Origin of the sequence: Paenibacillus tarimensis, from assembly GCF_021532315.1 — a bacterium.
Lineage (GTDB): Bacteria > Bacillota > Bacilli > Paenibacillales > Paenibacillaceae > Paenibacillus_I > Paenibacillus_I tarimensis.
Genome location: NZ_JAKGAO010000013.1, coordinates 138,657 through 159,154 on the forward strand (window position 1 = coordinate 138,657; position 20,498 = coordinate 159,154).

General features: G+C 51.7%; 21 protein-coding genes and 1 tRNA gene. 13 read left to right on the forward strand and 9 right to left on the reverse strand.

The genetic code is table 11. The annotated features are described in order from the left end of the window. The first annotated feature begins 9 nt into the window (after nt 1-9). The 5 genes from pflB (at nt 10) to L1N82_RS15465 (ending at nt 5,214) form a co-directional block, all read left to right on the forward strand. A complete protein-coding gene (gene pflB, locus L1N82_RS15445) occupies nt 10-2,277 on the forward strand; it encodes a formate C-acetyltransferase (RefSeq protein ID WP_235288348.1) in 2,268 nt (755 codons plus the stop codon). 91 nt (nt 2,278-2,368) lie between these two features. Continuing rightward, the gene (gene pflA / locus L1N82_RS15450) at nt 2,369-3,196 is read left to right on the forward strand and encodes a pyruvate formate-lyase-activating protein (protein ID WP_235288349.1); all 828 of its coding nucleotides are present in this window, start codon (nt 2,369-2,371) and stop codon (nt 3,194-3,196) included. Continuing rightward, nucleotides 3,132-3,311 (forward strand): hypothetical protein, encoded by a 180-nt coding sequence (locus L1N82_RS15455; RefSeq protein WP_235288350.1) that lies wholly within the window; start codon nt 3,132-3,134, stop codon nt 3,309-3,311. Before pflA ends, L1N82_RS15455 begins: the two co-directional genes overlap by 65 nt. 176 nt (nt 3,312-3,487) lie before the next feature. Further along, nucleotides 3,488-3,826 (forward strand): winged helix-turn-helix transcriptional regulator, encoded by a 339-nt coding sequence (locus tag L1N82_RS15460; protein ID WP_235288351.1) that lies wholly within the window; start codon nt 3,488-3,490, stop codon nt 3,824-3,826. Beyond that, nucleotides 3,817-5,214, forward strand: coding sequence for a TrkH family potassium uptake protein (locus L1N82_RS15465; protein WP_235288469.1), 1,398 nt, complete (start codon nt 3,817-3,819; stop codon nt 5,212-5,214). The genes L1N82_RS15460 and L1N82_RS15465 overlap by 10 nt, the downstream gene beginning before the upstream one ends. Nucleotides 5,215-5,299: 85 nt before the next feature. On the opposite strand, the gene L1N82_RS15470 is transcribed toward L1N82_RS15465, so the two are convergent. Continuing rightward, entirely contained in the window at nt 5,300-7,015 is a 1,716-nt protein-coding gene (locus L1N82_RS15470; RefSeq protein ID WP_235288352.1) for an ATP-binding protein, read from the reverse strand. A 243-nt stretch (nt 7,016-7,258) separates the two neighbouring features. On the opposite strand from L1N82_RS15470, the gene mscL reads away from it, so the two are divergent. Both mscL and L1N82_RS15480 read left to right on the forward strand, forming a co-directional pair. Next, nucleotides 7,259-7,726, forward strand: coding sequence for a large conductance mechanosensitive channel protein MscL (mscL, locus tag L1N82_RS15475; protein WP_235288353.1), 468 nt, complete (start codon nt 7,259-7,261; stop codon nt 7,724-7,726). Between the two features lie 5 nt (nt 7,727-7,731). Beyond that, nucleotides 7,732-7,911, forward strand: coding sequence for an NUDIX hydrolase (locus L1N82_RS15480; RefSeq protein ID WP_235288354.1), 180 nt, complete (start codon nt 7,732-7,734; stop codon nt 7,909-7,911). Between the two features lie 367 nt (nt 7,912-8,278). Here the strand turns inward: L1N82_RS15480 and L1N82_RS15485 are convergent, their stop codons facing one another. Beyond that, nucleotides 8,279-8,479 carry an aspartyl-phosphate phosphatase Spo0E family protein gene (locus L1N82_RS15485; protein WP_235288355.1) on the reverse strand — a complete coding sequence of 67 codons (201 nt, stop codon included), beginning with the start codon at nt 8,477-8,479 and terminating at the stop codon, nt 8,279-8,281. 320 nt (nt 8,480-8,799) lie between these two features. On the opposite strand from L1N82_RS15485, the gene L1N82_RS15490 reads away from it, so the two are divergent. Next, nucleotides 8,800-9,009, forward strand: a complete 210-nt coding sequence (locus L1N82_RS15490; protein ID WP_235288356.1) for a hypothetical protein — start codon at nt 8,800-8,802, stop codon at nt 9,007-9,009. 54 nt (nt 9,010-9,063) lie between these two features. On the opposite strand, the gene L1N82_RS15495 is transcribed toward L1N82_RS15490, so the two are convergent. Then, nucleotides 9,064-9,139 (reverse strand) — tRNA-Thr (locus L1N82_RS15495). Nucleotides 9,140-9,273: 134 nt separating this feature from the next. Between L1N82_RS15495 and L1N82_RS15500 the strand changes: the two genes are divergently transcribed. The 3 genes from L1N82_RS15500 to L1N82_RS15510 all read left to right on the forward strand — a co-directional run bounded on the left by L1N82_RS15500 (nt 9,274) and on the right by L1N82_RS15510 (nt 12,892). After that, the gene (locus L1N82_RS15500; protein ID WP_235288357.1) at nt 9,274-9,708 is read left to right on the forward strand and encodes a universal stress protein; all 435 of its coding nucleotides are present in this window, start codon (nt 9,274-9,276) and stop codon (nt 9,706-9,708) included. A gap of 257 nt (nt 9,709-9,965) precedes the next feature. Then, complete coding sequence (locus L1N82_RS15505) at nt 9,966-11,366, forward strand: MBOAT family O-acyltransferase (RefSeq protein WP_235288358.1); 1,401 nt, start codon at nt 9,966-9,968, stop codon at nt 11,364-11,366. 14 nt (nt 11,367-11,380) lie between these two features. Continuing rightward, a complete protein-coding gene (locus L1N82_RS15510) occupies nt 11,381-12,892 on the forward strand; it encodes a copper amine oxidase N-terminal domain-containing protein (protein ID WP_235288359.1) in 1,512 nt (503 codons plus the stop codon). Between the two features lie 65 nt (nt 12,893-12,957). Here the strand turns inward: L1N82_RS15510 and L1N82_RS15515 are convergent, their stop codons facing one another. The 5 genes from L1N82_RS15515 to L1N82_RS15535 all read right to left on the reverse strand — a co-directional run bounded on the left by L1N82_RS15515 (nt 12,958) and on the right by L1N82_RS15535 (nt 17,682). After that, nucleotides 12,958-14,568, reverse strand: a complete 1,611-nt coding sequence (locus L1N82_RS15515; protein WP_235288360.1) for an ATP-binding protein — start codon at nt 14,566-14,568, stop codon at nt 12,958-12,960. Nucleotides 14,569-14,755: 187 nt separating this feature from the next. Continuing rightward, entirely contained in the window at nt 14,756-15,508 is a 753-nt protein-coding gene (locus L1N82_RS15520; protein ID WP_235288361.1) for a hypothetical protein, read from the reverse strand. After that, nucleotides 15,505-16,218, reverse strand: a complete 714-nt coding sequence (locus tag L1N82_RS15525) for a fluoroquinolone export ABC transporter permease subunit (protein WP_235288362.1) — start codon at nt 16,216-16,218, stop codon at nt 15,505-15,507. The genes L1N82_RS15520 and L1N82_RS15525 overlap by 4 nt, the downstream gene beginning before the upstream one ends. Next, on the reverse strand, nt 16,218-17,075 hold the full coding sequence (locus L1N82_RS15530; RefSeq protein ID WP_235288363.1) for an ABC transporter ATP-binding protein: 858 nt from the start codon (nt 17,073-17,075) through the stop codon (nt 16,218-16,220). The genes L1N82_RS15525 and L1N82_RS15530 overlap by 1 nt, the downstream gene beginning before the upstream one ends. Next, nucleotides 17,068-17,682: a TetR/AcrR family transcriptional regulator gene (locus L1N82_RS15535; RefSeq protein ID WP_235288364.1), complete on the reverse strand. Its 615-nt coding sequence runs from the start codon at nt 17,680-17,682 to the stop codon at nt 17,068-17,070. Before L1N82_RS15535 ends, L1N82_RS15530 begins: the two co-directional genes overlap by 8 nt. A gap of 300 nt (nt 17,683-17,982) precedes the next feature. Here L1N82_RS15535 and L1N82_RS15540 point away from each other — a divergent pair, with 300 nt between their 5' ends. After that, complete coding sequence (locus tag L1N82_RS15540) at nt 17,983-18,201, forward strand: hypothetical protein (protein WP_235288365.1); 219 nt, start codon at nt 17,983-17,985, stop codon at nt 18,199-18,201. A 66-nt stretch (nt 18,202-18,267) separates the two neighbouring features. Here the strand turns inward: L1N82_RS15540 and L1N82_RS15545 are convergent, their stop codons facing one another. Further along, nucleotides 18,268-18,987, reverse strand: coding sequence for a response regulator transcription factor (locus tag L1N82_RS15545; RefSeq protein WP_235288366.1), 720 nt, complete (start codon nt 18,985-18,987; stop codon nt 18,268-18,270). Nucleotides 18,988-19,452: 465 nt separating this feature from the next. Between L1N82_RS15545 and L1N82_RS15550 the strand changes: the two genes are divergently transcribed. After that, nucleotides 19,453-20,454, forward strand: a complete 1,002-nt coding sequence (locus tag L1N82_RS15550) for a hypothetical protein (RefSeq protein ID WP_235288367.1) — start codon at nt 19,453-19,455, stop codon at nt 20,452-20,454. Nucleotides 20,455-20,498 lie beyond the last annotated feature (44 nt).

Genomic DNA, 20,498 nt, shown 5'->3' on the forward strand with positions numbered 1-20,498 from the left:
GCAGCGCATATGTCTACCCTAGAGAAAAACCTGATAACCGGCGGCACTCCCGGCGCCTGGCGTGGATTTGTTACCGGAGCCTGGACAGAGAAAGTAAACGTACGCGACTTCATTCTGCTGAATGTTACCCCCTACGAGGGTGACGGGCATTTTCTAAGCGACGCTACCGAAGCAACCGCTGACCTGTGGGATATCGTCAGCCGCCTGACCCGTGAAGAGCGTGAGCGTGGAGGTGTATGGGATGTAGATGTTAACACTCCCTCCTCTATCGTATCTCATGGCCCGGGTTACCTGAATGAGAAGCTCGAGAAGATCGTCGGCGTCCAGACCGACTTGCCGTTCCGCCGCAGCATTCAGCCTTATGGCGGTGTGCGTATGGTACAGGACGCTTGTGAAGCTTACGGCTTCAAGCTGCCTGAGGAAATTGTCCGCCTGTTCACAAACATTCGCAAAACACACAACCAAGGCGTATTTGATGCTTATACCTCTGATATGCGCAACGCCCGCAAAGCAGGAATCATCACCGGCCTTCCAGATGCTTATGGACGGGGACGCATCATTGGCGACTACCGCCGTGCTGCCCTGTATGGTGTAGACCGCCTTATTCAGGAGAAGAAGCAGGATCTGAAGGAAATGGAAGCACTCGCGATGAGCGAGGATGTGATCCGTGCCCGTGAAGAACACAGTGAGCAGATTCGTGCGCTGCAGGAATTGAAACAGATGGCAATGAGCTACGGCTATGACATCTCCCGGCCTGCCGCCAATGCGCGTGAAGCGGTACAGTGGCTGTACTTTGCCTACCTGGCTGCCATTAAGGAGCAGAACGGCGCGGCAATGAGCCTTGGCCGGGTCTCCACATTCCTTGACATCTACTTCGAGCGTGATCTTAAGGAAGGCACGCTGACAGAGCAGGAAGCGCAGGAAATCATCGACCATTTCGTCATGAAGCTACGAATCGTTAAGTTCCTGCGGACACCTGACTATAACGAGCTGTTCAGCGGCGACCCGACATGGGTAACGGAATCCATCGGCGGTATGGCTGAAGACGGCCGAACGCTGGTTACGAAGAACAGCTTCCGGATTCTGCACACCCTGTACACACTCGGCCCCGCACCGGAACCGAACCTTACCGTGCTGTGGTCCAATGACCTGCCTGAGGGCTTCAAGAACTTCTGCTCCAAGGTATCCATTGAAACCAGCTCCATCCAGTATGAGAGCGATGACCTAATGCGTCCGATCTACGGCGATGACTATGGCATTGCATGCTGTGTATCCGCTATGAGAATCGGCAAGCAAATGCAGTTCTTCGGTGCTCGTGCCAACCTGGCAAAGGCACTGCTGTATGCCATCAACGGCGGCGTGGATGAGAAGCTAGGCGTGCAGGTGGGTCCGAAGGAAGCGCCGATCGCTACCGAGGTGCTGGACTTCGCAGAGGTTTCCAAGCGATATGACCGCGTACTGGATTGGCTTGCCGGTCTGTACATGAACACCCTGAACGTCATTCACTATATGCATGACAAGTACTGCTACGAACGCATTGAGTTTGCTCTGCATGACAAGGAAATCATCCGTACGATGGCCTGCGGCATCGCCGGCCTCTCCGTTGTAGCCGACAGCCTGAGCGCCATTAAATACGCGAAGGTTCGGCCGATTCGCAATGAACAAGGCATTGCAGTGGACTTCGAGATCGAAGGCGAATATCCACAGTACGGCAACAATGATGAGCGCGTAGATCAAATGGCTGTCGAACTGGTTGAGACCTTCATGGCAAAACTGCGCCAGCACGAAGCCTACCGCGGCGCTATCCCGACTCAATCCGTACTGACGATCACATCCAATGTCGTCTATGGCAAGAAGACCGGTGCCACACCTGACGGCCGGAAAGCCGGCGAACCGTTCGCACCTGGCGCCAACCCCATGCATGGACGTGACCGCAAGGGTGCACTTGCCTCTCTCGCGAGTGTCGCGAAGCTTCCTTACGATGAGGCGCTTGACGGCATTTCCAACACATTCTCAATCGTCGAGAAGGCGCTGGGCCGTGAACGTGAAGACCGGATCCGTAATCTGACAGCTATGCTCGACGGTTACATGGGCAAGGGAGCACATCACCTGAATGTAAATGTATTCGACCGCTCCCAGCTGATGGATGCCATGGAGCATCCGGAGAATTATCCGCAGCTGACCGTGCGTGTATCCGGCTATGCGGTCAACTTCATCAAGTTGACCCGCGAGCAGCAGCTGGAGGTCATCAGCCGTACCTTCCACGGCAGTATGTAACTTGTATCATGGACACGTACTATAGCTGCTTCCGGAACGTACCGCCTGCCAACCCAAGTCTAAACTTACATCCGAAATGGAGGTCATGGCCATGCCAAATACTCGTCAACCTGATCACGCTGTTAAGGGCCGCATCCATTCGGTCGAAACGTTCGGCACCGTGGATGGTCCCGGAATCCGCTTTGTACTGTTCATGCAGGGCTGTGCGCTGCGCTGCCAATTCTGCCACAACCCTGATTCCTGGGATACTTCAGCCGGCAAACCGGTCACCGTTGAAGATATGGTTGCCGAAATCGAACCTTATCTGAAGTATTACCGCTTGTCCGGAGGCGGCTTAACCGTTACCGGTGGAGAGCCTACTCTCCAGGCACCCTTTGTAGCCGCACTTTTCCGGGAAATCAAGCGCCGGTTTGGTCTGCATACAACGCTTGATTCATCCGGATTTTGCGACCCGGATCACGCGGAAGCAACTGGTCTGCTCAATGCGGCTGATCTTGTCCTGCTGGATCTGAAGCAGCTGAATAAGCAGCGGCATGAAGCTTTGACGACACAACCCAACGATCGCATTCTGCGTTTTGCGAGATATCTGTCAAACCGCGGCAGGAAGATGTGGATCCGCCACGTGCTTGTACCTGGCGTAACGGACAGCTTCGAAGACCTGCTGGAGCTTGGCCGCTTCATTGGCGCCCTGGATGGTGTAGAGAAGTTTGAACTGCTTCCTTACCACCGAATGGGGGTATACAAGTGGCAGAAGATGAATCTTCCCTACCCTCTGGAAGGCGTACAGCCGCCAACGGAGCAGGAAACCGACCGTGCCCGTCGAATTGTAGAGCAGGGACGGAGGGAATCATTAGATGCAAGAGAAGAACAGCAACCCGCAGCAGCAGCTGCCAGAAGCATTGCAGGCAAGAATTCATGAGCTTGAAGCAGAGAACGAGGCGCTCCGCCAGGAAGTCCTGCAGCTTCGCAAGCGGCTGGCACGAACAGCCAAACCAGGCATGGCAACCCGGCTAAGTGAAGCTCTGCGCGAGTAACATACCGGTTCATACAGACAATATCCGAAGAGCCCTCTTCCACAATCCGTGGAGGAAGGCTCTTCTTTGCCTTTACAGGCACATACTGCCGCATGGCTGCGCCCTTTTCATTCAATGTCAGTTCGTATATGATGGGTAGAAGTGAAAAGCTCTTCATGCAATAGGAGGTTTAACGAATGTCTTCTTCACCGGATAACTACATACCGAAGACTCCTGCAAGTATAGCATGCAATATTGAGAAAACGCTTGAAGTGCTGGGCGGCAAATGGGCATTCCTCATTCTCCGTGAGCTCTTCGGCGGCACCAAACGATTCGGCGAGCTGCAAAAATCCATACCGGCTGTCAGCCCTCGTGCCTTAACCAGCACACTGAGGCATCTGGAGGATAAGGGCGTGCTTGAGCGGCATGTATTCCCTACCGTTCCCGTAACTGTGGAATACACGCTCACACCCAAAGGGGAGGACCTTCACCGGATCATCAAGGAAATGAAGCTGTGGGCGGCCAAATGGACCTGAAGACACTTCGCAACCGGGTTACCCGTTACCGCACCTCCCTGCGCGGTTATGTCACCCGTCTGACGCCAACCCAGTTTATCGTGCTCGGATACTTGATCGCCGTGACCTTATCCACCATTCTGCTAAAGCTTCCGGTCAGCCTCCGGGATGGAGCACAGCTGTCATGGATGGATGCCCTGTTCACCGCAACCAGCGCCGTAAGTGTAACCGGCCTGACTGTGGTCAGCACAGCTGCGACCTTCAGCGGAACAGGTAAAGTCATGCTATTATTCATGTTCCAGCTTGGCGGCATTGGCATTATGACACTTGGCGCATTCCTCTGGCTTGTTCTGGGCCGCAACATCAGTCTGTCGTACAGACGGCTCATCATGGTTGACCAGAACCGGCATAATTTATCAGGTCTGGTGTACCTCATGCGGCTTGTCTTTTTGATTGCGCTCGGAATCGAAGCTGTGGGCGCTGTTCTGTTATCCGTGTACTTCAGGGCCGCTGGCTATGCTGATAACTGGCTGTCCGCCTTTCTTCATGGCACTTTCCACAGCATTTCGGCTTTCACCAATGCAGGCTTTGATATTTACGGCGATTCACTGTACCGCTTTGCTAACGATTATATCGTACAGGGCATCACGATGCTGCTGCTGGTTCTCGGTGCAATCGGGTTCCCTGTACTTATTGAGGTGAGCGAGTACTTATTCGGCAAGCATAAGCAGTTCCGGTTCTCGCTCTATACCAAAATGACAGGGGTCATGTTCTTCGTTCTGGTGATCATTGGCGCTGTTGGGATCTGGTTCTTCGAGCACAATCTCCACTTCCAGTCGCTTCCGTGGCATGAACAGTTATTCTATGCGCTGTTCAATTCGATTTCGACCCGAAGCGGGGGGCTCGCTACAATGGATATAAACGCCTTTAGCGTTTCCTCACTGGTGCTGCTATCGGTTCTCATGTTTATCGGGGCAAGTCCTTCCAGTGTGGGAGGCGGTGTGAGGACAACAACATTCGGAGTGATCCTGCTGACGCTCTTCAATTATGCGCTTGGCCGCAGCGAGGTCAGGGCATTCAAGCGGGCGATCAAGCAGGAGGATGTTACGAAGAGCTTTGTCGTATTTACAGCCGCCGCTTTGCTTGTAGTAATGGGTATTATGGTGCTCGGCTACACCGAGACCGGCTACCTGCCTTTAATGGCTATCGTGTTCGAGGTATGCTCGGCCTTCGGTACAAGCGGACTATCCATGGGAATTACCCCCACCCTCTCTAATGAAGGGAAATGGGTGCTGATCATTATCATGTTCATTGGCCGGATCGGAATGCTCTCCCTGCTCTTCATGTTCCGAAGCCGCAAGAATAAGCAGCATTATCATTATCCGAAGGAAGATCTAATTATCGGCTGAGGAGCTGTATAAAGCCCCTTAGAGCAACGAAAGCTGGTCCGGGCTCACTTAAGAGCCGGGACAGCTTTTTTTATTCCGCACTGCCTTATCCTGCAAATGAATGATTCTTCTGTTCACCGCCTGGCGCTTCCGCTTCTCCGGCAGCAGCATCCCGGTCAGCCAGAGGAAAGATAATATCCATTGTCGTTCCCGTGCCCAGGCGGCTGTCTACCCGAATTTTTCCCTTATGGTTATCAACGATCTTGTAGCTGACCATTAGCCCAAGACCGGTTCCCTTATCCTTGGTCGTATAGAAAGGCTGGCCCATCTTCTGCAGCTGGTCTCCTGCTATGCCCGGACCCTCGTCCACGATCCTTACGATCACAGTGTCATCTTCGCCAAAACAGGTGACTGATATTGTTCCTCCATCCGGCATCGCTTCAATCGCGTTTTTCATAATATTAATGAAGACTTGCTTGATTTGATTTTCAACCCCATTCACCCAAAGCGGGGATCCATGCTGCTTAAGTTCCAGCATTATCCCATGCATGAGGGCCTGCGCTTCCAGCAGAATGACCGTATCATTCAAAATCGTCCGGATATCTTTTACCGCCAGCTCATAGATCTGGGGCTTTGACAGCATCAGCATTTCACTTACAATCGATTCAATACGGGTCAGCTCTGATTTCATGATATCGAAATACTGGCTGTTTGCCGCCCTGCCCGATGCCATCAGCTGCAGGAAGCCTTTCAGCGAGGTTAGCGGGTTCCGGATTTCATGGGCAATACCAGCTGCAAGCTGACCTGCAACATAGAGCTTCTCCGAATTGATCAACAGCTCCTCATTTTTCTTTCGCTCCGAAATATCGCGCACAATGACCTGTATAGCCGGTTTGTCGCCAAAGCTCGTCAGCGTCTTGACAACCTCTGTATACAGCAGCTTCCCGGTGACGGTATACCATTCCTGCTCCTCTGGAGCTCGGGAATTGTCGTAATCCCCGTTCAGATTTACAAGCTGCTCCCGAAGCTGCTCATGATAGGCGGGATGCAGAAAATCGAAGACAGACCGGTTAATCATCTCCTCCTCCCGCTTCGCTTCGAACATCTGTAGTCCCGCCTTGTTCACATACTCCCACCTGCCATCCCTCATAATCGCAATCATGTCCATGGAATTCTCGACAAGCAGCTTGTATCGTTCGTCCACCACATTAAACCGCCGGTTCATGAACCAGGCCGCAAGGCTGCCAAGCGGTACGAACAGCGTTTCGAAGCCAATAATTATAACCAGAAGCATCATCATATCATTTAACTTATCAGCAGTTAGGATGTCCCTGTATTCAATTGTAACGGCTTCCATGCCGATCAGTATCATGCCCGCTACCGAGCTGCCGAGCAGAATGGCGCTGACCAGCTTGAAATTCCCTTCCTTACGGTCAAAGCGGTAAAAGGCTCCCCACGACCCGGCCAGGATAAGCAGCACAGACATCAGGAAGAGTCCCAAATCCATATGGAAGCGGCTGATTGGGCCGCTGATCATGTTGACGTAATGGATGGCCAGTGCGCCCGCAGACACGTACAGGCTGGCCATAATCCTGCGCAGACTGCCGGTTCCCCCGAGGCGGATATAGGCCAGGTAGGCAAAGCCGGCACCCAGAACGAAGATAAGCCCGAGATGCCAGCCGAACGAGATCATATAGTCCCAGGTCAGCATCCCCACAAAGTGCATGGAAGACAAGCCGAACCCAAACACCGCCGCTCCCCCGATCATGCCGTAATGCCGCTCTCTCATCCCGCTTTTGTAATGACTGATAAAATGAAACATTGTGTATGAGGACATGATGCTGATCATCAAGGAAATGAAGACAAACAATGATTGATTAGAACTAAACAAACCAGCCAAGCTACCAACCCCACTCTATACGCCTATGTAATCTTTGTTAAAATTCGACAAATTCCAAGAAAATCCTTTATAATCTGTGAAACATGGCAGACATGCTTCTATGGATGCCTTTCCGGATTAAATCAGGTATAATGCGGTCATCCGGAACAGAAAGGAGTATAGCCCGTGTCGTTTTTACAAGAATTTAAGAAATTCGCTGTCAGGGGTAATGTCATTGACTTGGCGGTTGGCGTCATTGTAGGAGGTGCTTTTGGCCGCATCGTAACCTCACTGGTTGAAGATATCATCATGCCGCCGATTGGCCTCTTGCTTGGCGGAGTTAACTTTACCGATCTCTTCTTCACTCTGGATGGTAGTGAGTATGCTTCACTTGCCGATGCAAAAGCTTCCTCGTCCCCAGTCGTGGCCTACGGCCAATTCATCAATACCATTATCAATTTCATCATTATTGCTCTCTGTGTCTTCCTCATGGTAAAGACGATGAACCGCCTTCGCAGCCATGAGCCGGAACTCCCGCCGGAGCCGACTGAGAAGGACTGCCCTTACTGCCTGCATAAGGTACCAATCCGAGCCACACGCTGTGCACACTGCACATCTCAGCTTGAGGTAGAGCCTCGCCCTTTGGAGACCTGAGCCCTATGAATAAGGAACGGTTCGACATTTATGATGAGCAGTTAAACTGGATTGGACAAGCGTCAAGGGATGAAGTACATAGACAGGGGTATTGGCATAAGACCTTCCACTGCTGGCTCGTCAAGCACAGGGAGGGCAAGCTGCATGTTGTGTTTCAGAAGCGGCAGGCGGGAAAGGATACGTAACCGGGGTATTATGATATTACGGTAGCTGGCATTTATGAAGCCGACATCGATCAGCTGATTGCCTTATGGACATCTGCCTGTCCTGCCAGCCGAGGGGCTGGAAATACGGCGGATGGAAGCAGCCGGCGGCGCAGCATTGCCGCAGCAGCCGCAGAGTTAGTGCCGCGGGCCGAAGGCTACTACAGCCGCCTGTTTCGACAGCTGGCGCTGCAATTCAAGGACACCGCTGAATAAGCCGGGAAGCATGCGGACATCCATCCCCGGCAGCACAATAAACCGTAAGAACGATGCCTGACCGGCAGTTCTACGGTTTATTGTGCTGTTTACTGCAGCATGTACCCGGCAGCACCTATACTGACGCCTCCTGTCACCCGTGGCAGATTGGTCCTGATCGAACCGGCTTATAAAAGGATCGGTAATAATCTACAATAAGGACATCCAGCTTTTGGCTTATTTCTAATATAGGTCCTTGACACAGGTCGGCCGCATCTTCAGATGAGAACATATTCAGTTCGCAGCGAAGCTGGTCAATTTCCTCGTGAATATCCGCCCTCTCGGTTCTGGACATATTAATCTCTCCTAGTCCGTTATATAAAGACTCTCTTATTATAAAACAGGCGTGTTAGGTTATTCTGCTGCAATATGTCGAATGAATATAAAAATTTATAATTATTTAAAACTACTATTTACCCAAACAATCGCCGTCCGAAACAGCATCATCTATCTTTTTTTCTTCCGCATGCCGCAAGCTTTATTCTCACCTGCTTTTACGCAATCTTTTGGAAGCGTTTTATTTTATTTAGAGGACAGACGGGTTATGACAACTTTTACAATTATAATCCATTATACTGAGGCTATATCGATTTCTAAGGGGGAGATCAGTTACCTATGCGTTCAACCCAAAACCGTATGCAAAATGAGATGCAGCAGCTTAATCTGCGTCTGCGTAATGCCACTCATCGCCATATCGATATGCTTGATGCTCTTCAGGATAATCTCGGAAGGCTCACCAACACGCTCGAGCATGTGAAGGAAACCAGGAATAATATTATGAGGATCCGCAAGGAGCTCCAGCGTTACAGCACAATGAATGAATAAAAAAGACGCGTTCCCCTATAATCCGGAGAATCGCGCCGTGACTGGTTGTATCCATGGTGCTGATGAAGGGATTCGAACCCCCGGCCTACGCATTACGAATGCGTTGCTCTACCAGCTGAGCTACATCAGCAAGACCTTTACTATAATACGAAATTTAATATTTACTGTCAACTCTTGTTCTGCGGCTCAACCCGCCCTCCGTTTCACGCTAATTGCGATAGGGGTAAGCGTAACTATAAGAAGCGTTGGGAAAGGGTGATACCAATGAGTTACCGGACTATTCTGGTCGCCTACGACGGCTCTGAGCCTTCTTTGCGTGCTTTGAATAAAGCGATTGAATTTGCAGCGCATTGGAATGCTTCACTTGAAGTAATTCACGTATATCAGATTCCGATTGCGTCAGTCGGTGAAGCGATGGTTCCCGCTGCGCCTGAGACGAACGCCGCCATCGCGCATGAAGCACAAAACCGCGGGGATGAAGCAAAATCCATTATTGCTGCCACACCTGGAATCAGGGCTAATGTGACGGTCAAACAAGGCGACCCGGGCCCGCTGATTGTCGAGACCGCCGCCGATAAGCAGGCTGATCTGATCGTGATCGGCAGCCGCGGTAACAGCGGCCTTAAGCAGTTATTTCTGGGGAGCGTAAGTCAGCATGTCATACAGCATACAGCATGCTCCGTTCATGTTGTGAAGTAGGAGCATTGTCCAGCTATTTGCGCGAAGCCGCCAGTCGCCTGCAGGCCGCACTGGCGGCTTCCTTGTGCCTCTCCCTCAACCAAACCTCTCCTTCGCTCGTCTCCACTATGTAACTTCTAACGTACAAGGGTATAGACGTAACATTTCAAAAAATGGGGCATTATGGAAGGAATACAATTTCTCCTGTCGAAATCCTAATGAATCGCAGCCAATGATAGCTGTACGCAGTTAACGACAGAGACGGGCGTGATCAATCGATGCTGTTTAACTCCTATACATTCCTGTACGGCTTCCTCCCTGCTGTCTTGGCAGGTTACTTTCTTCTTGGACGGCTTCGCCTGATCTTGGCTTCTAGAGTCTGGCTGACTGCCGCATCACTTGTATTTTACGGCTGGTGGGATGTCCGCTATGTCCTGCTCATCTGCGGCTCGATCATCTTCAACTATGCCGTAGGTCTGCTGCTGCAGCGCAGCTCCGTTGCTGACATAACGCCCCCGTCTTATTACCGCAAGGGACTGATGATAGCCGGGTTAGCGGGTAATCTTCTGCTGCTGGGCTGGTACAAATATGCCGACTTCCTGCTTGACAATGTAAATGTACTGACAGGCAGTGCTTTACCGCTGCTCAATCTGGCACTTCCGCTTGGCATAAGCTTCTATACGTTCACCCAGATTGCCTATGTGGTTGACTCTTACTATGGAAGGGTAAGGGAATCCAGCCTGCTCAATTATACATTGTTCGTCACATTCTTCCCTCAGCTTGTGGCCGGACCCATCCTCCACCATAAGGAAATGATGCCACAGTTTCGGCATCTTCGCAGCTACAAGTGGAATTGGAGCCATGCAGCAGGAGGCTGTTATATTCTCTGTATCGGCTTGTTCAAGAAGGTGGTCATTGCGGACACGCTTGCCGTTTATGCCAATGACGGCTTCGCTAATGCTGTTAATGCCATTGACAGCTGGATTGCTGTCCTCACGTATACTTTGCAGCTTTATTTCGACTTTAGCGGCTATACGGATATGGCTATAGGCATTGCTCTACTCTTCAATATCCGGCTCCCCCAAAATTTCAATTCTCCCTATAAGGCTGTAAGCATCCAGGACTTCTGGCGGCGCTGGCATATTACGCTAAGCCGATTTCTCCGGGACTACATATATATACCGCTTGGTGGCAACCGCAAAGGAACTGTCATTACAATGCGGAATCTGATGATTACCTTCCTGCTCGGCGGCATATGGCATGGTGCAGGCTGGACCTTTATTATATGGGGGCTTCTGCACGGCGCAGCTCTGGTCGTCCACCGTCTCTGGTCTTCAAAGGTGCGTCCGCTTCCGGCTTGGTGCGGATGGCTGCTTACGTTCCTGTTCATTAACCTGACCTGGGTATTCTTCCGGGCAGAGAATCTGTCCCAGGCATTCCGCTTGCTGAAGGGATTGGCAGGGCTTAACGGAATCGGAAACATCAGTCTTATTCAAGACCTCCCGGCGATTCTGCTGCTTGCCATCCTAATGCCCGTGGTGCTGCTGGCGCCTAATTCCGCTGAACGGCTCGCATTGCTTCGTCCTTCATGGCGTGCTGGCGCAGCGATCGCGGTTATGTTCGTTATAGCCATGCTCTATCTTAACCGGATAACACCCTTCCTGTATTTCAACTTCTAGAGGAGGAACAGCATATGAAGATCCGACCTGGACAGACCCGGGACAAACCCTCTGGAAGCGGCCGTGCCTGCCGCCGCCGGGATGCCAAGCGAATGCTGGCCGCCTTTTCAGCCTCCGTGCTGCTGCTTGGCGTACTGCTGGGCTCCTTCGTCTATGCAGTGGACCCGCTCCAGCACTACCGGAAGCCTTCCTGGTACCCGCCTATTTATTCATCGGAGCAGCGCTACCAAAATCCCGGGCTGGCAAGGAATTACGAATACGATACGATCATTATCGGGACCTCGATGACAGAGAACTTTCTTCCCTCGGAGGTCGATGCAGCCCTCGGCGGCCAGACACTTAAGCTGTCCATACGCGGCTCTACGGCGGCTGAGCAATACGAGATTGCCAGACTCGCACTGCAGACAGGCAAGCCGAAGCGCGTCCTTTGGGGCCTGGATTATTTTGCGCTGCGGGATGGCATGCGGGATGACCAGGGCCCCTTCCCCGGCTACCTGTATGATGATAAGCTCTGGAATGATTACCGGTACTGGTTCAATGAATTCACTTACCGTCAGCTGTTTAGCGAAATTATAAGGCAATTGTTAAATGATCGGAAGCAGGAACTGGAGCACCTGTATAACTGGAATTCACGGGTTCAATTCGGGGAAGAGCATGTCTTGAAGCATTATGCGAAGGCCCGGCAGAGCGAGGTGTATTTTGGCCTGAGTGAGACTCCGATCGAAGTTGTACAGGAGAACTTCAACCGTTATATTCTGCCGCTTGTACAGGATTACAGCGAGGTGGAATTTATCTTCTACTATCCCCCGTATAGCGTGCTGCGGCATGCGGTATGGCAGGAAGCCAATGAGCAGAGGTTTGAGAACCAGCTGACAATGAAGAAATGGATACAGGAGCGGTTCAGCCGTATGTCTAATGTCCGAGTCTACGATTTTCAGGCCAAGGCGGACTGGACTTTTAATTTGGACCTCTACAAGGATTTATCACATCATACGCAGGAGCTTAATAGCCAGATTATCAGGCTGATCGGCCGGGATGATTCCCGGTACCGCGTTACACTGGACAACGTAGAACAGTTCAACGAACAGCTTCGCCAGCAGATTCGGGAAGCTGCAGCCAGCATGACATACGGACTGCACCGGTACCGGATATTCAAACAAGAAGGCAAGCGGCTGCAGCCCGTCAGCTTCTCCCGGCACGAGACTGCCGCAGATGGTGAGCTGCTTGTCCCTGCCAAGCAGGCAGCGGAACTGCTTGAGGCCGGATTGGCCTGGAGCCCCGAGGACAAGATGCTTACCCTTAAGGGAGAAAGCCACGAACTGCAGCTTACGGTAGGCTCCAACGCCGCCCGTCTGGACGGCTCTCCAGTGGACACTCCAGTGCCAGCCAAGCTCACGAGCGGAACCACTATGATTCCTCTCCGGTATGCGGCTTCCGCTCTCGGCTGGACTACGGAGGCCCAGCCGCCCGACTTACGCGATCATATCTGGACGCTGTCCCTGGATGGTAACAGGCAGCAGCCATGACAATTACATTAAAAACAGGGGCAACGCTGCCGGATAGCGTTACCCCTGTTTTGATTACGCCGCTCTTAATCGGCCATTCTTGCGGCAACAGCCCTGAGTTCTTCATTCTCTTCATAGGTCCCGGTCTCCAGACCTAATGCTGGAATACGAAGCTGAAACATGCTGCCCTTGCCGGGGATGCTATCCAGCGTTAAGCTGCCGCCAAGCAGTCTGGCCAACTGGAGGCTGATGGATAACCCAAGTCCCGTTCCTCCATACTGCCGATTAATGGAGCCGTCCCCTTGGTGGAAGGTTTCGAATATGATACTTTGTTTGTCCGGATCGATTCCGATCCCGGTATCCAGCACGGTAAAGACAATCCATTCCTGCTGCCTTGCCGGTGCCTTATCCCTGATGCCCCCCGTATGGTTGTGTTTGCCCTTCGCCCATGCAGCACGGCGGAACAGTTCCTCGCCGATCCCATCTTGCCCGGCGTTATTCCGCTGCCCCTTAAGCGGCCCCCTCATATACCGCGGGGTGCCTGTGCGAGCAGCCTTTAACCGAGCCTGGTCAGCCGCAGGCACTATGGAATCTACACTGATTGCCAGCGCCACTGCACCCTGGTCTGTAAACTTGAACGCATTGTCGAGCAGATTACGCAGAATCTGGTTCAGGCGCAGGCCATCGGATAGAATAATGGGCGGAACTGCTGCATCTATATGCACCGTAAATGCCAGCCCCTTCTTTGCTGCAGCCGGGTGAAATTGCGCGTACAGCAAATCCGCGTGCTCTTCAACCGGCACGGTAACGGCTACAATCTCCATCTTGCCGGCTTCAATGGAGGATATATCCAGAATATCATTAATAAGCTGCAGCAGCTCATTGCTCGACGTTTCGATCAGGCCTGCATACTGCATATTGTCTGCACCGTAATCCTCCGTCTCACGTATCATCTGAGACAGCAGAATGATGCTGTTGAGCGGCGTCTTGAGCTCATGCGACATATTAAACATAAATTCCGACTTATACTTCGAATTTAACGCAAGCTGCTTCGCTTTATCCTCCAGCTCCCGCTTGGCTTCACGGAGCTGCCTTGTCTGCCGCCGCAAAATCTCATTCATCTTCCGCATATCATCGGATCTCTTCTGTTCCTGGAAGAAATCCCGGATAATAAAGATAAACAAGGTGCTCAGCAGCATACCAAGCGGATAGGTAATGACAGCCACCTCCGTGAGATAAACCCGGGCAGGGAGCGTACCATTAAGCGAGATGATCAGCATATGCAGCGTATTAAGAGCTACAATAGCGACGATGGCTCTATTGCGGAAGGACCAGTTTTTGTCCCGTAACCAGACGACCAGGCAGGCTGCGGCAATCCCTACTAAAGCAATGTTGACGGCACCAGTGATTGCGGAAGCGTGTACACCATTCACAGTAAGCCTGCTCAAGGCTATTCCTGTCCCGATTATCAGCAGCACCCTTGGATCACGAAATACAAGCGTGCCAAAAATAAGCGGCACAGAGCGCATATCAAATATAGCCGTTTCATTCATCCGGAAGCCGAACATCATGGCAAGCCAGCCCGACAGAATAAAAATAAAGACCGTGAAGCTCTGCCTAACCCATGCTGAAGCATGGGCAAACAAATATTTATACGTAAGATTAAACAAGTAGGCGCAGGTAATTAGAATAGACATGTTGGTGAAGAATGATTTGGCAACGCCGATCGAGATCACACCCTTTTTTCGAACAGACCGTGTTGCTCATATTGTACAACATTCTGGCACTGAAGTCGCACAAGGACACCGTATTCTCCAAAAATGCGCCCTCGGAATCACGCGGCATTGCATCAAGCGAAACAATAACCGGCTTACCCGCTACCTATCACCTAGACTCTACCTTGCGTTCATAAACTCTGTACACAGCCACGAACCATATCCCCGTAATGACAAGTCCCATCAGAGCAGCCAGAAGGGGAGAATGCATCCATCCGCCAGCACCTTCATTCCCCGCAGCCCCCATTATCAGCCTGGCAGGCCAATAGAACGGGAGCACACCGGCAGTCAGCTGCCATGGCCATGGTATGAATGCCGCTGCAGCTGGAGTGAGAACAGTGATCCCTGCTGCCTTGGCCAAGGCTAGACCCTCGACCTTATTATCCGCCCAGGCGGCCAGCACGAGAGCAAAGAGAGGTGTTTGCAGGGCATACAGCATAACGGCCGCTGACGACTCCGCTGCTGGCGGTGTTCGGAGCCCTCCTGCCAGCAAGAGGAAGACTGTGAACAGCAGGGACAGAATGAACGGCAGAAGCAAGCGGTACGCCAGGTACCCCCGCTTGCCGAGCGGCGTGACCGCATAGCAGCCAATAAGCCGCTCATCCCGTTCCTCCAGCATGACGAACCCCGTCAGCATGCCAAGCATAAGGGGAACCAGCTGAAGGAAGAAGGCCAGCAGCAGCGGCTCATGATCCGTTAGAAGAAATCCCAGCTCGGCTTCGAGCAGCTGCCCTGCCGCAGGCAAGCCGAAGCGAAGGAGAAGCAGCAATAAGACTGGAGCGCATAAAGCCAAGCCTAACATGGGGTCTCGAGTCGCCTGCTTAGCATCCAGTCGCAGTAAACCGGTTGGCTGCCATCTCATTGTTTTCCCTCCCCTATTGCTGACAGGACATAACGCGCAAACTGGCGGCGCGCCCACCAGAAGGCAAGCACCGACCAGAAGACGAGCACCAGGCATGCCTGAATGAGCATTCCTGCTGACGCCGGTTGGAAGGCAGATTGGAGCAGCACAAGCGAGCCCCAGGTTGGCAGCCATCCGAACAGCCACCGCTCTGCCCCGATCCAGCCCCCATAGGACAGCAGAGGGAGCATGAATGGCAGGGAGTAAAAGGAGGAGAGGAAGAAGAAGCCGTTAACCGAGCGGCTCTTGACGGACACGCCCAAGCCCAGCAGCGTGAAGAACACAGACGTTAATATGGTGCCGGCAGCCAGCACTGCTGCTCCGGCGGTGAAGCCGAATACGGCCACATGGATCAATACCGCAGACAGGACGGACAGCAGGGTGAGCGATAGCGTCTTCGATATCAGGTACTGCTCCAGCCGGTAAGGCGTAACGAATAAGCTGTCATAGACTCCCTGCCCCCTCTCCAGCAGCACGAGACCTCCGATGAAGAAGAAGCCAAGCGCACTCGGGTCTGAGAAGGTAAGCAGAACATTTGCTGTTTCACGCATACTCGCAGGCATGAAATATAAGCACAGGATATAGATTCCGCATATCAGTCCGTAAGCCGTGTAGAAGCCATGCCTCATCTGCAGCTTAATATCATAGAACAAAATCGGTGCACCCGGCATCAGGACAACCCCCGTCCTGTTACCTCAATGAAAATCTGCTCTAATGTAGCCTCACGGGTATGGATCGTTTCTACGGTTCCGCTCTTGAGCAGGGCGTGGAATGCCGGATCACTTCCTATGCCATCCAATTCAAAGCCGGCTGATTCTGTGCTGCCGTTCTGGCTCCTGTACTCGACGACAACCTTACGGCTGCCCAAGGCCACCATAAGAGCGCGTGGCGAATCAATCAGCGGGATGGTTCCTTCAACCAGGAAGGCCACCCTGTCACATAGCTGCTCCGCAGCAGACATATTATGCGTCGTCAGCACAATGGTTGTTCCTTCCCGGCTTCTCTCCCGAATGATATCCTTCAGCACCTTAGCGTTCACTGGATCCAGCCCCGATGTAGGCTCATCCAGAAACAGCACCTCCGGCCGGTTAAGCAGGGCTCTGCACAGGTTAAGACGCATTCGCATGCCCTTTGAGAATCCTGCAACCTTCTCCTTCGCATGTCCGGAAAGACCGACCGCCTCCAGCAGCTTCATGGGATCTTCAGTAATCCCGCTATACAGCGAACGGAACAGCTGCAAATTTTCCAGCGCAGTAAGACGCCCGTAGAAATTCGGAAATTCGAAGGCCACACCGATTCGCTCGTAATAGCGGCTGCCCGCACCCCTGATCTCCGAGCCCAGTACCCGGACGCTGCCCCTATACTCTTTGAGCGCGCCGATCAATATATTCTGTGTCGTACTCTTGCCCGCACCTGACGGACCCAGGAAACCGAATATTTCCCCCTTGGCAATATGAAAGTCAACTCCCTTTAGCACCTGGCGGCTGCTGTTCGGATACTGGTAAGCAAGTCCGTTAACCTCAATCATCGTGCCCCTCTCCTTCCGTAACCAGCCCGCGTGCTATTAGATCTATTATCAGCTCCAATGTTGCATCGTACTGCTCTTCACCGATCTGACGCTTCTGGAAGGAGAGCAGGACAACCGCCCTTATTAAACTGACAACCGTCTCAGGGTTCTGGGCTGTCAGCCACCCCTGTTCCTTCCCGCGCAGCAGAACAGGCAGCAGGTCGTCAGCATCATTCCGGAAGTTCTCACTGAGCTTTTCCTCAGGCAGCTTACGAAACAGCTGCTCCATCACCGTTTCGTCATAAAGCTGGCGCAGCAGCGGCCGTTCCTCCATCAGTTTAACGGAGGCTCGCAGAAACTGCTTGAAGTCCTCCCGGCTGACGCGTCCCACCCGCAGCGGGGCGAGCATCTGTTCACGAATCTCCTGCTCATCCTGAAGAAGAATGTCATAATACAGCTCCTCCTTCGAACCGTAGAACAAATAAAAGGAGCCCTGGGCTATACCCGCAGCCTTCGTCAGATCTGCCACACTTGTCTTCTTGAGCCCAAGAGTCTCAAACTGTCTCCGTCCCTCGCTAAGCAGCTTAGCTGTAATGATTTCCCGTTCCCGATCGTCAAATCTCCTCACTTAACTTCAACCCGCCCCTCTAATCTGCACATGATCGAGCAGCTTCCACTCAGGTTTGTGCACATATGAATGATTTTATTTTATATTCATAAGTGTAGTGAAGACTTGTCGATTCGTCAACCTTCGCTGGAAAAATTAGAGATGCATGACAGCAAATACGGGGTAATAATCACTCGTGGAGAGGTTAAGAAATGGAGTGTTAGGGAATTGTTAATAAAACAAATATATGGCTGATGCATGTCTTATAAGGTTCTAATCCATAAGCCCTATACTAGAACAAAAGATAGGAGGTCGCGTACGATGATGAAAGTAATCACATTTAGCAAACGTTCCGTGCCTGTATTCATTCCCCAGGAGCATAAGGGATCACTGGATCTGTTGCAGACCAAGCTGGAGAGTCTTGCGCTTGATTTGGATTTCCGCAGGAAGTGGAAGCGGATCAAATCCGTGCAGATGATTCGTGACGTGGCCATCTTCCAATATAATGACGGAACCAAGCTGTATCTGGATGTATCCTAAATAATAAGGTACCGATCCGCCCGTTGCCGCTTAAGATCGGTACCCTGCCCGTTATATAATTCACCCCTATTCCTGTACATACTTATAACCCACTCCCCATACGGTTTTAATGAAGCGGGGTGACCGCGGGTTCTCTTCAACCTTCTTGCGCAAATTGACGATATGAACGTCAATCGCCCGGTCTGTGACAAATGAATCGAATCCTCTTATCGTATTGATCAGGTCCTCCCGGCTGTAAACCTTCCCCGGATGGCTGATGAACAGGCGCATGATCTCAAACTCGGAAAATGTCGTCTCCACCTGCTGGCCCCTGACGATCAGCATGCGGCGCTCAATATCCAGCTTGATCTCTTCGCTGCGGGTGGTCATGTCTTCTGCTTGCTCACTCCTAAAATCGGTCCCTGCCCCAACTGATTTTGCTCCGCTTTGGGCCCGCCGGATAAGTGCGTACACGCGCGCGGTCAGCTCGTGCAGGCTGAAGGGCTTGCACAGGTAGTCATCAGCCCCTGCCTTAAGGGCATGAACTCTTTCGGAAACCTCCGTTTTCATGGACACGATCATGATGGGTACGTCCGAACGTTTCCGGATATCGACACATAATTCCATTCCGTCACAATCCGGGAGCATGAGATCGAGCAGTATAACGTCCGGCTTTAGCTCATCCATAAGCTGGAGCCCGTCTTTCCCGGTTAACGCCTGCTTAACGTCATAACCCTCTTCGGATAAGTACATGCACAGCATATGGCCCATGATAGCGTCGTCTTCAATTACAAGTATTTTCTGCATGGTTTTCCACCTTTAAAGTAGGGCTATTAGCATTGCCACCTGCCTGTTATACCTACTATACTATATCCGGTTTCAAAGCAACAATATGATTGTTAGATTTTTGTTAGAATTCTTAAAGGGAATGAGAACGATATAACCTCTATCTGGGTAATCTGGAAAAGTTGAGGACGTTTACGGCATGTTTAGTTATGCCCTGTTCGCTGTTGTTCTTTACGCTGTCTTTTAAAATCGAGTGTTTTTGAATATTCTCATTCTATTCACGACAGATCGTGACAAATTTAGAGCTGACCGGACTGCTATGGTAACGATTATACCGGGAGGCAGGTCTCAAATAAAGAGTGTATTTTTGGGCATGATATATCGAAATAACGCCCCTCTTCTTACGTATAGCGCTTTAGCCTTAATGAATATGTTTATATAGATAGGAACCATGAAACTGATTTTCACACAGGAGGGTCATCGTCTATGCAAAAACGCTGGCTGGCTGTCATCACGGCCGTGATGGTGTGCTTCGTCATTCCCGGTACAGCCTTTGCCCATGTAAAATGGTTTACGAGTGTAGAGCCCCAAAAGGAGGCCTTTGAGAATATCCTAACCCCCTTCTTCATGGTGATGGCGGTGGCAATCGCCGTGCTGCTGGCTGTCCTTACCCAGGTGCTTCCAGCCCTGTCATCTCTTCCAATATCCCGGAAGATTGAGCAATCTCTGGACAAGCTTCATCCTTACACCGGCATTATTCTGAAATACGGTACAGCAGCCTCCTTAATGATACAGGCTTTCTCCAGCTCCCTGTTTGCACCCGAATTTGTATTGAATACAGCATTCACGACCATCTTACTTTGGGTAACGATTATTCTGCTGGTTATCCCCCACCGCTATGCGACCAAGGCTGGTGCGGCCGTACTGCTGGTGCTGTTCATTGAAGTCACACTTAGAGCCGGGCTTTTCCACATGCTCGATTACGGGTTCTATTTAGCTATTATTGGTGTCCTGCTGCTCGAAAAAACGAGGGAGTCGCGCCTTGGCTTTCCCCTCCTCTATCTGGGGACAGGCCTATCCTTGTGCTGGGTGGCCGTGGAGAAGTGGGTATATCCGTCCATGGCTCAGGATATTATCGCCAGCCATGGCGTACCTACCTTCGGTTTTGCCGCAACCGACTTCATTGTAATGGCGGGCTTTATTGAGTTTGTCGTCGGCTACCTTCTTGTCGTTGGCATTCTGAACAGGCTGCTGGCCTTTGTACTGACATTAATTTTCATCTCGACGACCATGCTGTTCGGCATAACCGAGTTTGTCGGCCATTTTATGATTCACATTATTCTGATTCTATTCATTATTGAAGGCGTCAGCTTCTACAAGCCCCCCGTCTCCATTCACAAAACCCGGATCGACCAGATGGTGTTCGTGACCTTGAACTTCATCTTTGTGCTCGCGACCTTCCTCGTCATTTACTACCGTTTTGCCTAACTGGCATCAAAGCAGCAACAAGGACTGCCCCAGCGGGCAGTCCT

Coding starts and splice junctions, on each gene's coding strand:
- pflB (WP_235288348.1), top strand. CDS start 10: ATGTCTACCCTAGAGAAAAACCTGATAACCGGCGGCACTCCCGGCGCC.
- L1N82_RS15525 (WP_235288362.1), bottom strand. CDS start 16,218: ATGCCGGGTGCACCGATTTTGTTCTATGATATTAAGCTGCAGATGAGG.
- L1N82_RS15550 (WP_235288367.1), top strand. CDS start 19,453: ATGCAAAAACGCTGGCTGGCTGTCATCACGGCCGTGATGGTGTGCTTC.
- L1N82_RS15510 (WP_235288359.1), top strand. CDS start 11,381: ATGAAGATCCGACCTGGACAGACCCGGGACAAACCCTCTGGAAGCGGC.
- L1N82_RS15545 (WP_235288366.1), bottom strand. CDS start 18,987: ATGCAGAAAATACTTGTAATTGAAGACGACGCTATCATGGGCCATATG.
- L1N82_RS15540 (WP_235288365.1), top strand. CDS start 17,983: ATGATGAAAGTAATCACATTTAGCAAACGTTCCGTGCCTGTATTCATT.
- pflA (WP_235288349.1), top strand. CDS start 2,369: ATGCCAAATACTCGTCAACCTGATCACGCTGTTAAGGGCCGCATCCAT.
- L1N82_RS15515 (WP_235288360.1), bottom strand. CDS start 14,568: ATGTCTATTCTAATTACCTGCGCCTACTTGTTTAATCTTACGTATAAA.
- L1N82_RS15480 (WP_235288354.1), top strand. CDS start 7,732: ATGAATAAGGAACGGTTCGACATTTATGATGAGCAGTTAAACTGGATT.
- L1N82_RS15465 (WP_235288469.1), top strand. CDS start 3,817: ATGGACCTGAAGACACTTCGCAACCGGGTTACCCGTTACCGCACCTCC.
- L1N82_RS15485 (WP_235288355.1), bottom strand. CDS start 8,479: ATGTCCAGAACCGAGAGGGCGGATATTCACGAGGAAATTGACCAGCTT.
- L1N82_RS15460 (WP_235288351.1), top strand. CDS start 3,488: ATGTCTTCTTCACCGGATAACTACATACCGAAGACTCCTGCAAGTATA.
- L1N82_RS15530 (WP_235288363.1), bottom strand. CDS start 17,075: ATGATTGAGGTTAACGGACTTGCTTACCAGTATCCGAACAGCAGCCGC.
- L1N82_RS15490 (WP_235288356.1), top strand. CDS start 8,800: ATGCGTTCAACCCAAAACCGTATGCAAAATGAGATGCAGCAGCTTAAT.
- L1N82_RS15455 (WP_235288350.1), top strand. CDS start 3,132: ATGCAAGAGAAGAACAGCAACCCGCAGCAGCAGCTGCCAGAAGCATTG.
- L1N82_RS15505 (WP_235288358.1), top strand. CDS start 9,966: ATGCTGTTTAACTCCTATACATTCCTGTACGGCTTCCTCCCTGCTGTC.
- L1N82_RS15500 (WP_235288357.1), top strand. CDS start 9,274: ATGAGTTACCGGACTATTCTGGTCGCCTACGACGGCTCTGAGCCTTCT.
- L1N82_RS15470 (WP_235288352.1), bottom strand. CDS start 7,015: ATGTTTCATTTTATCAGTCATTACAAAAGCGGGATGAGAGAGCGGCAT.
- L1N82_RS15520 (WP_235288361.1), bottom strand. CDS start 15,508: ATGAGATGGCAGCCAACCGGTTTACTGCGACTGGATGCTAAGCAGGCG.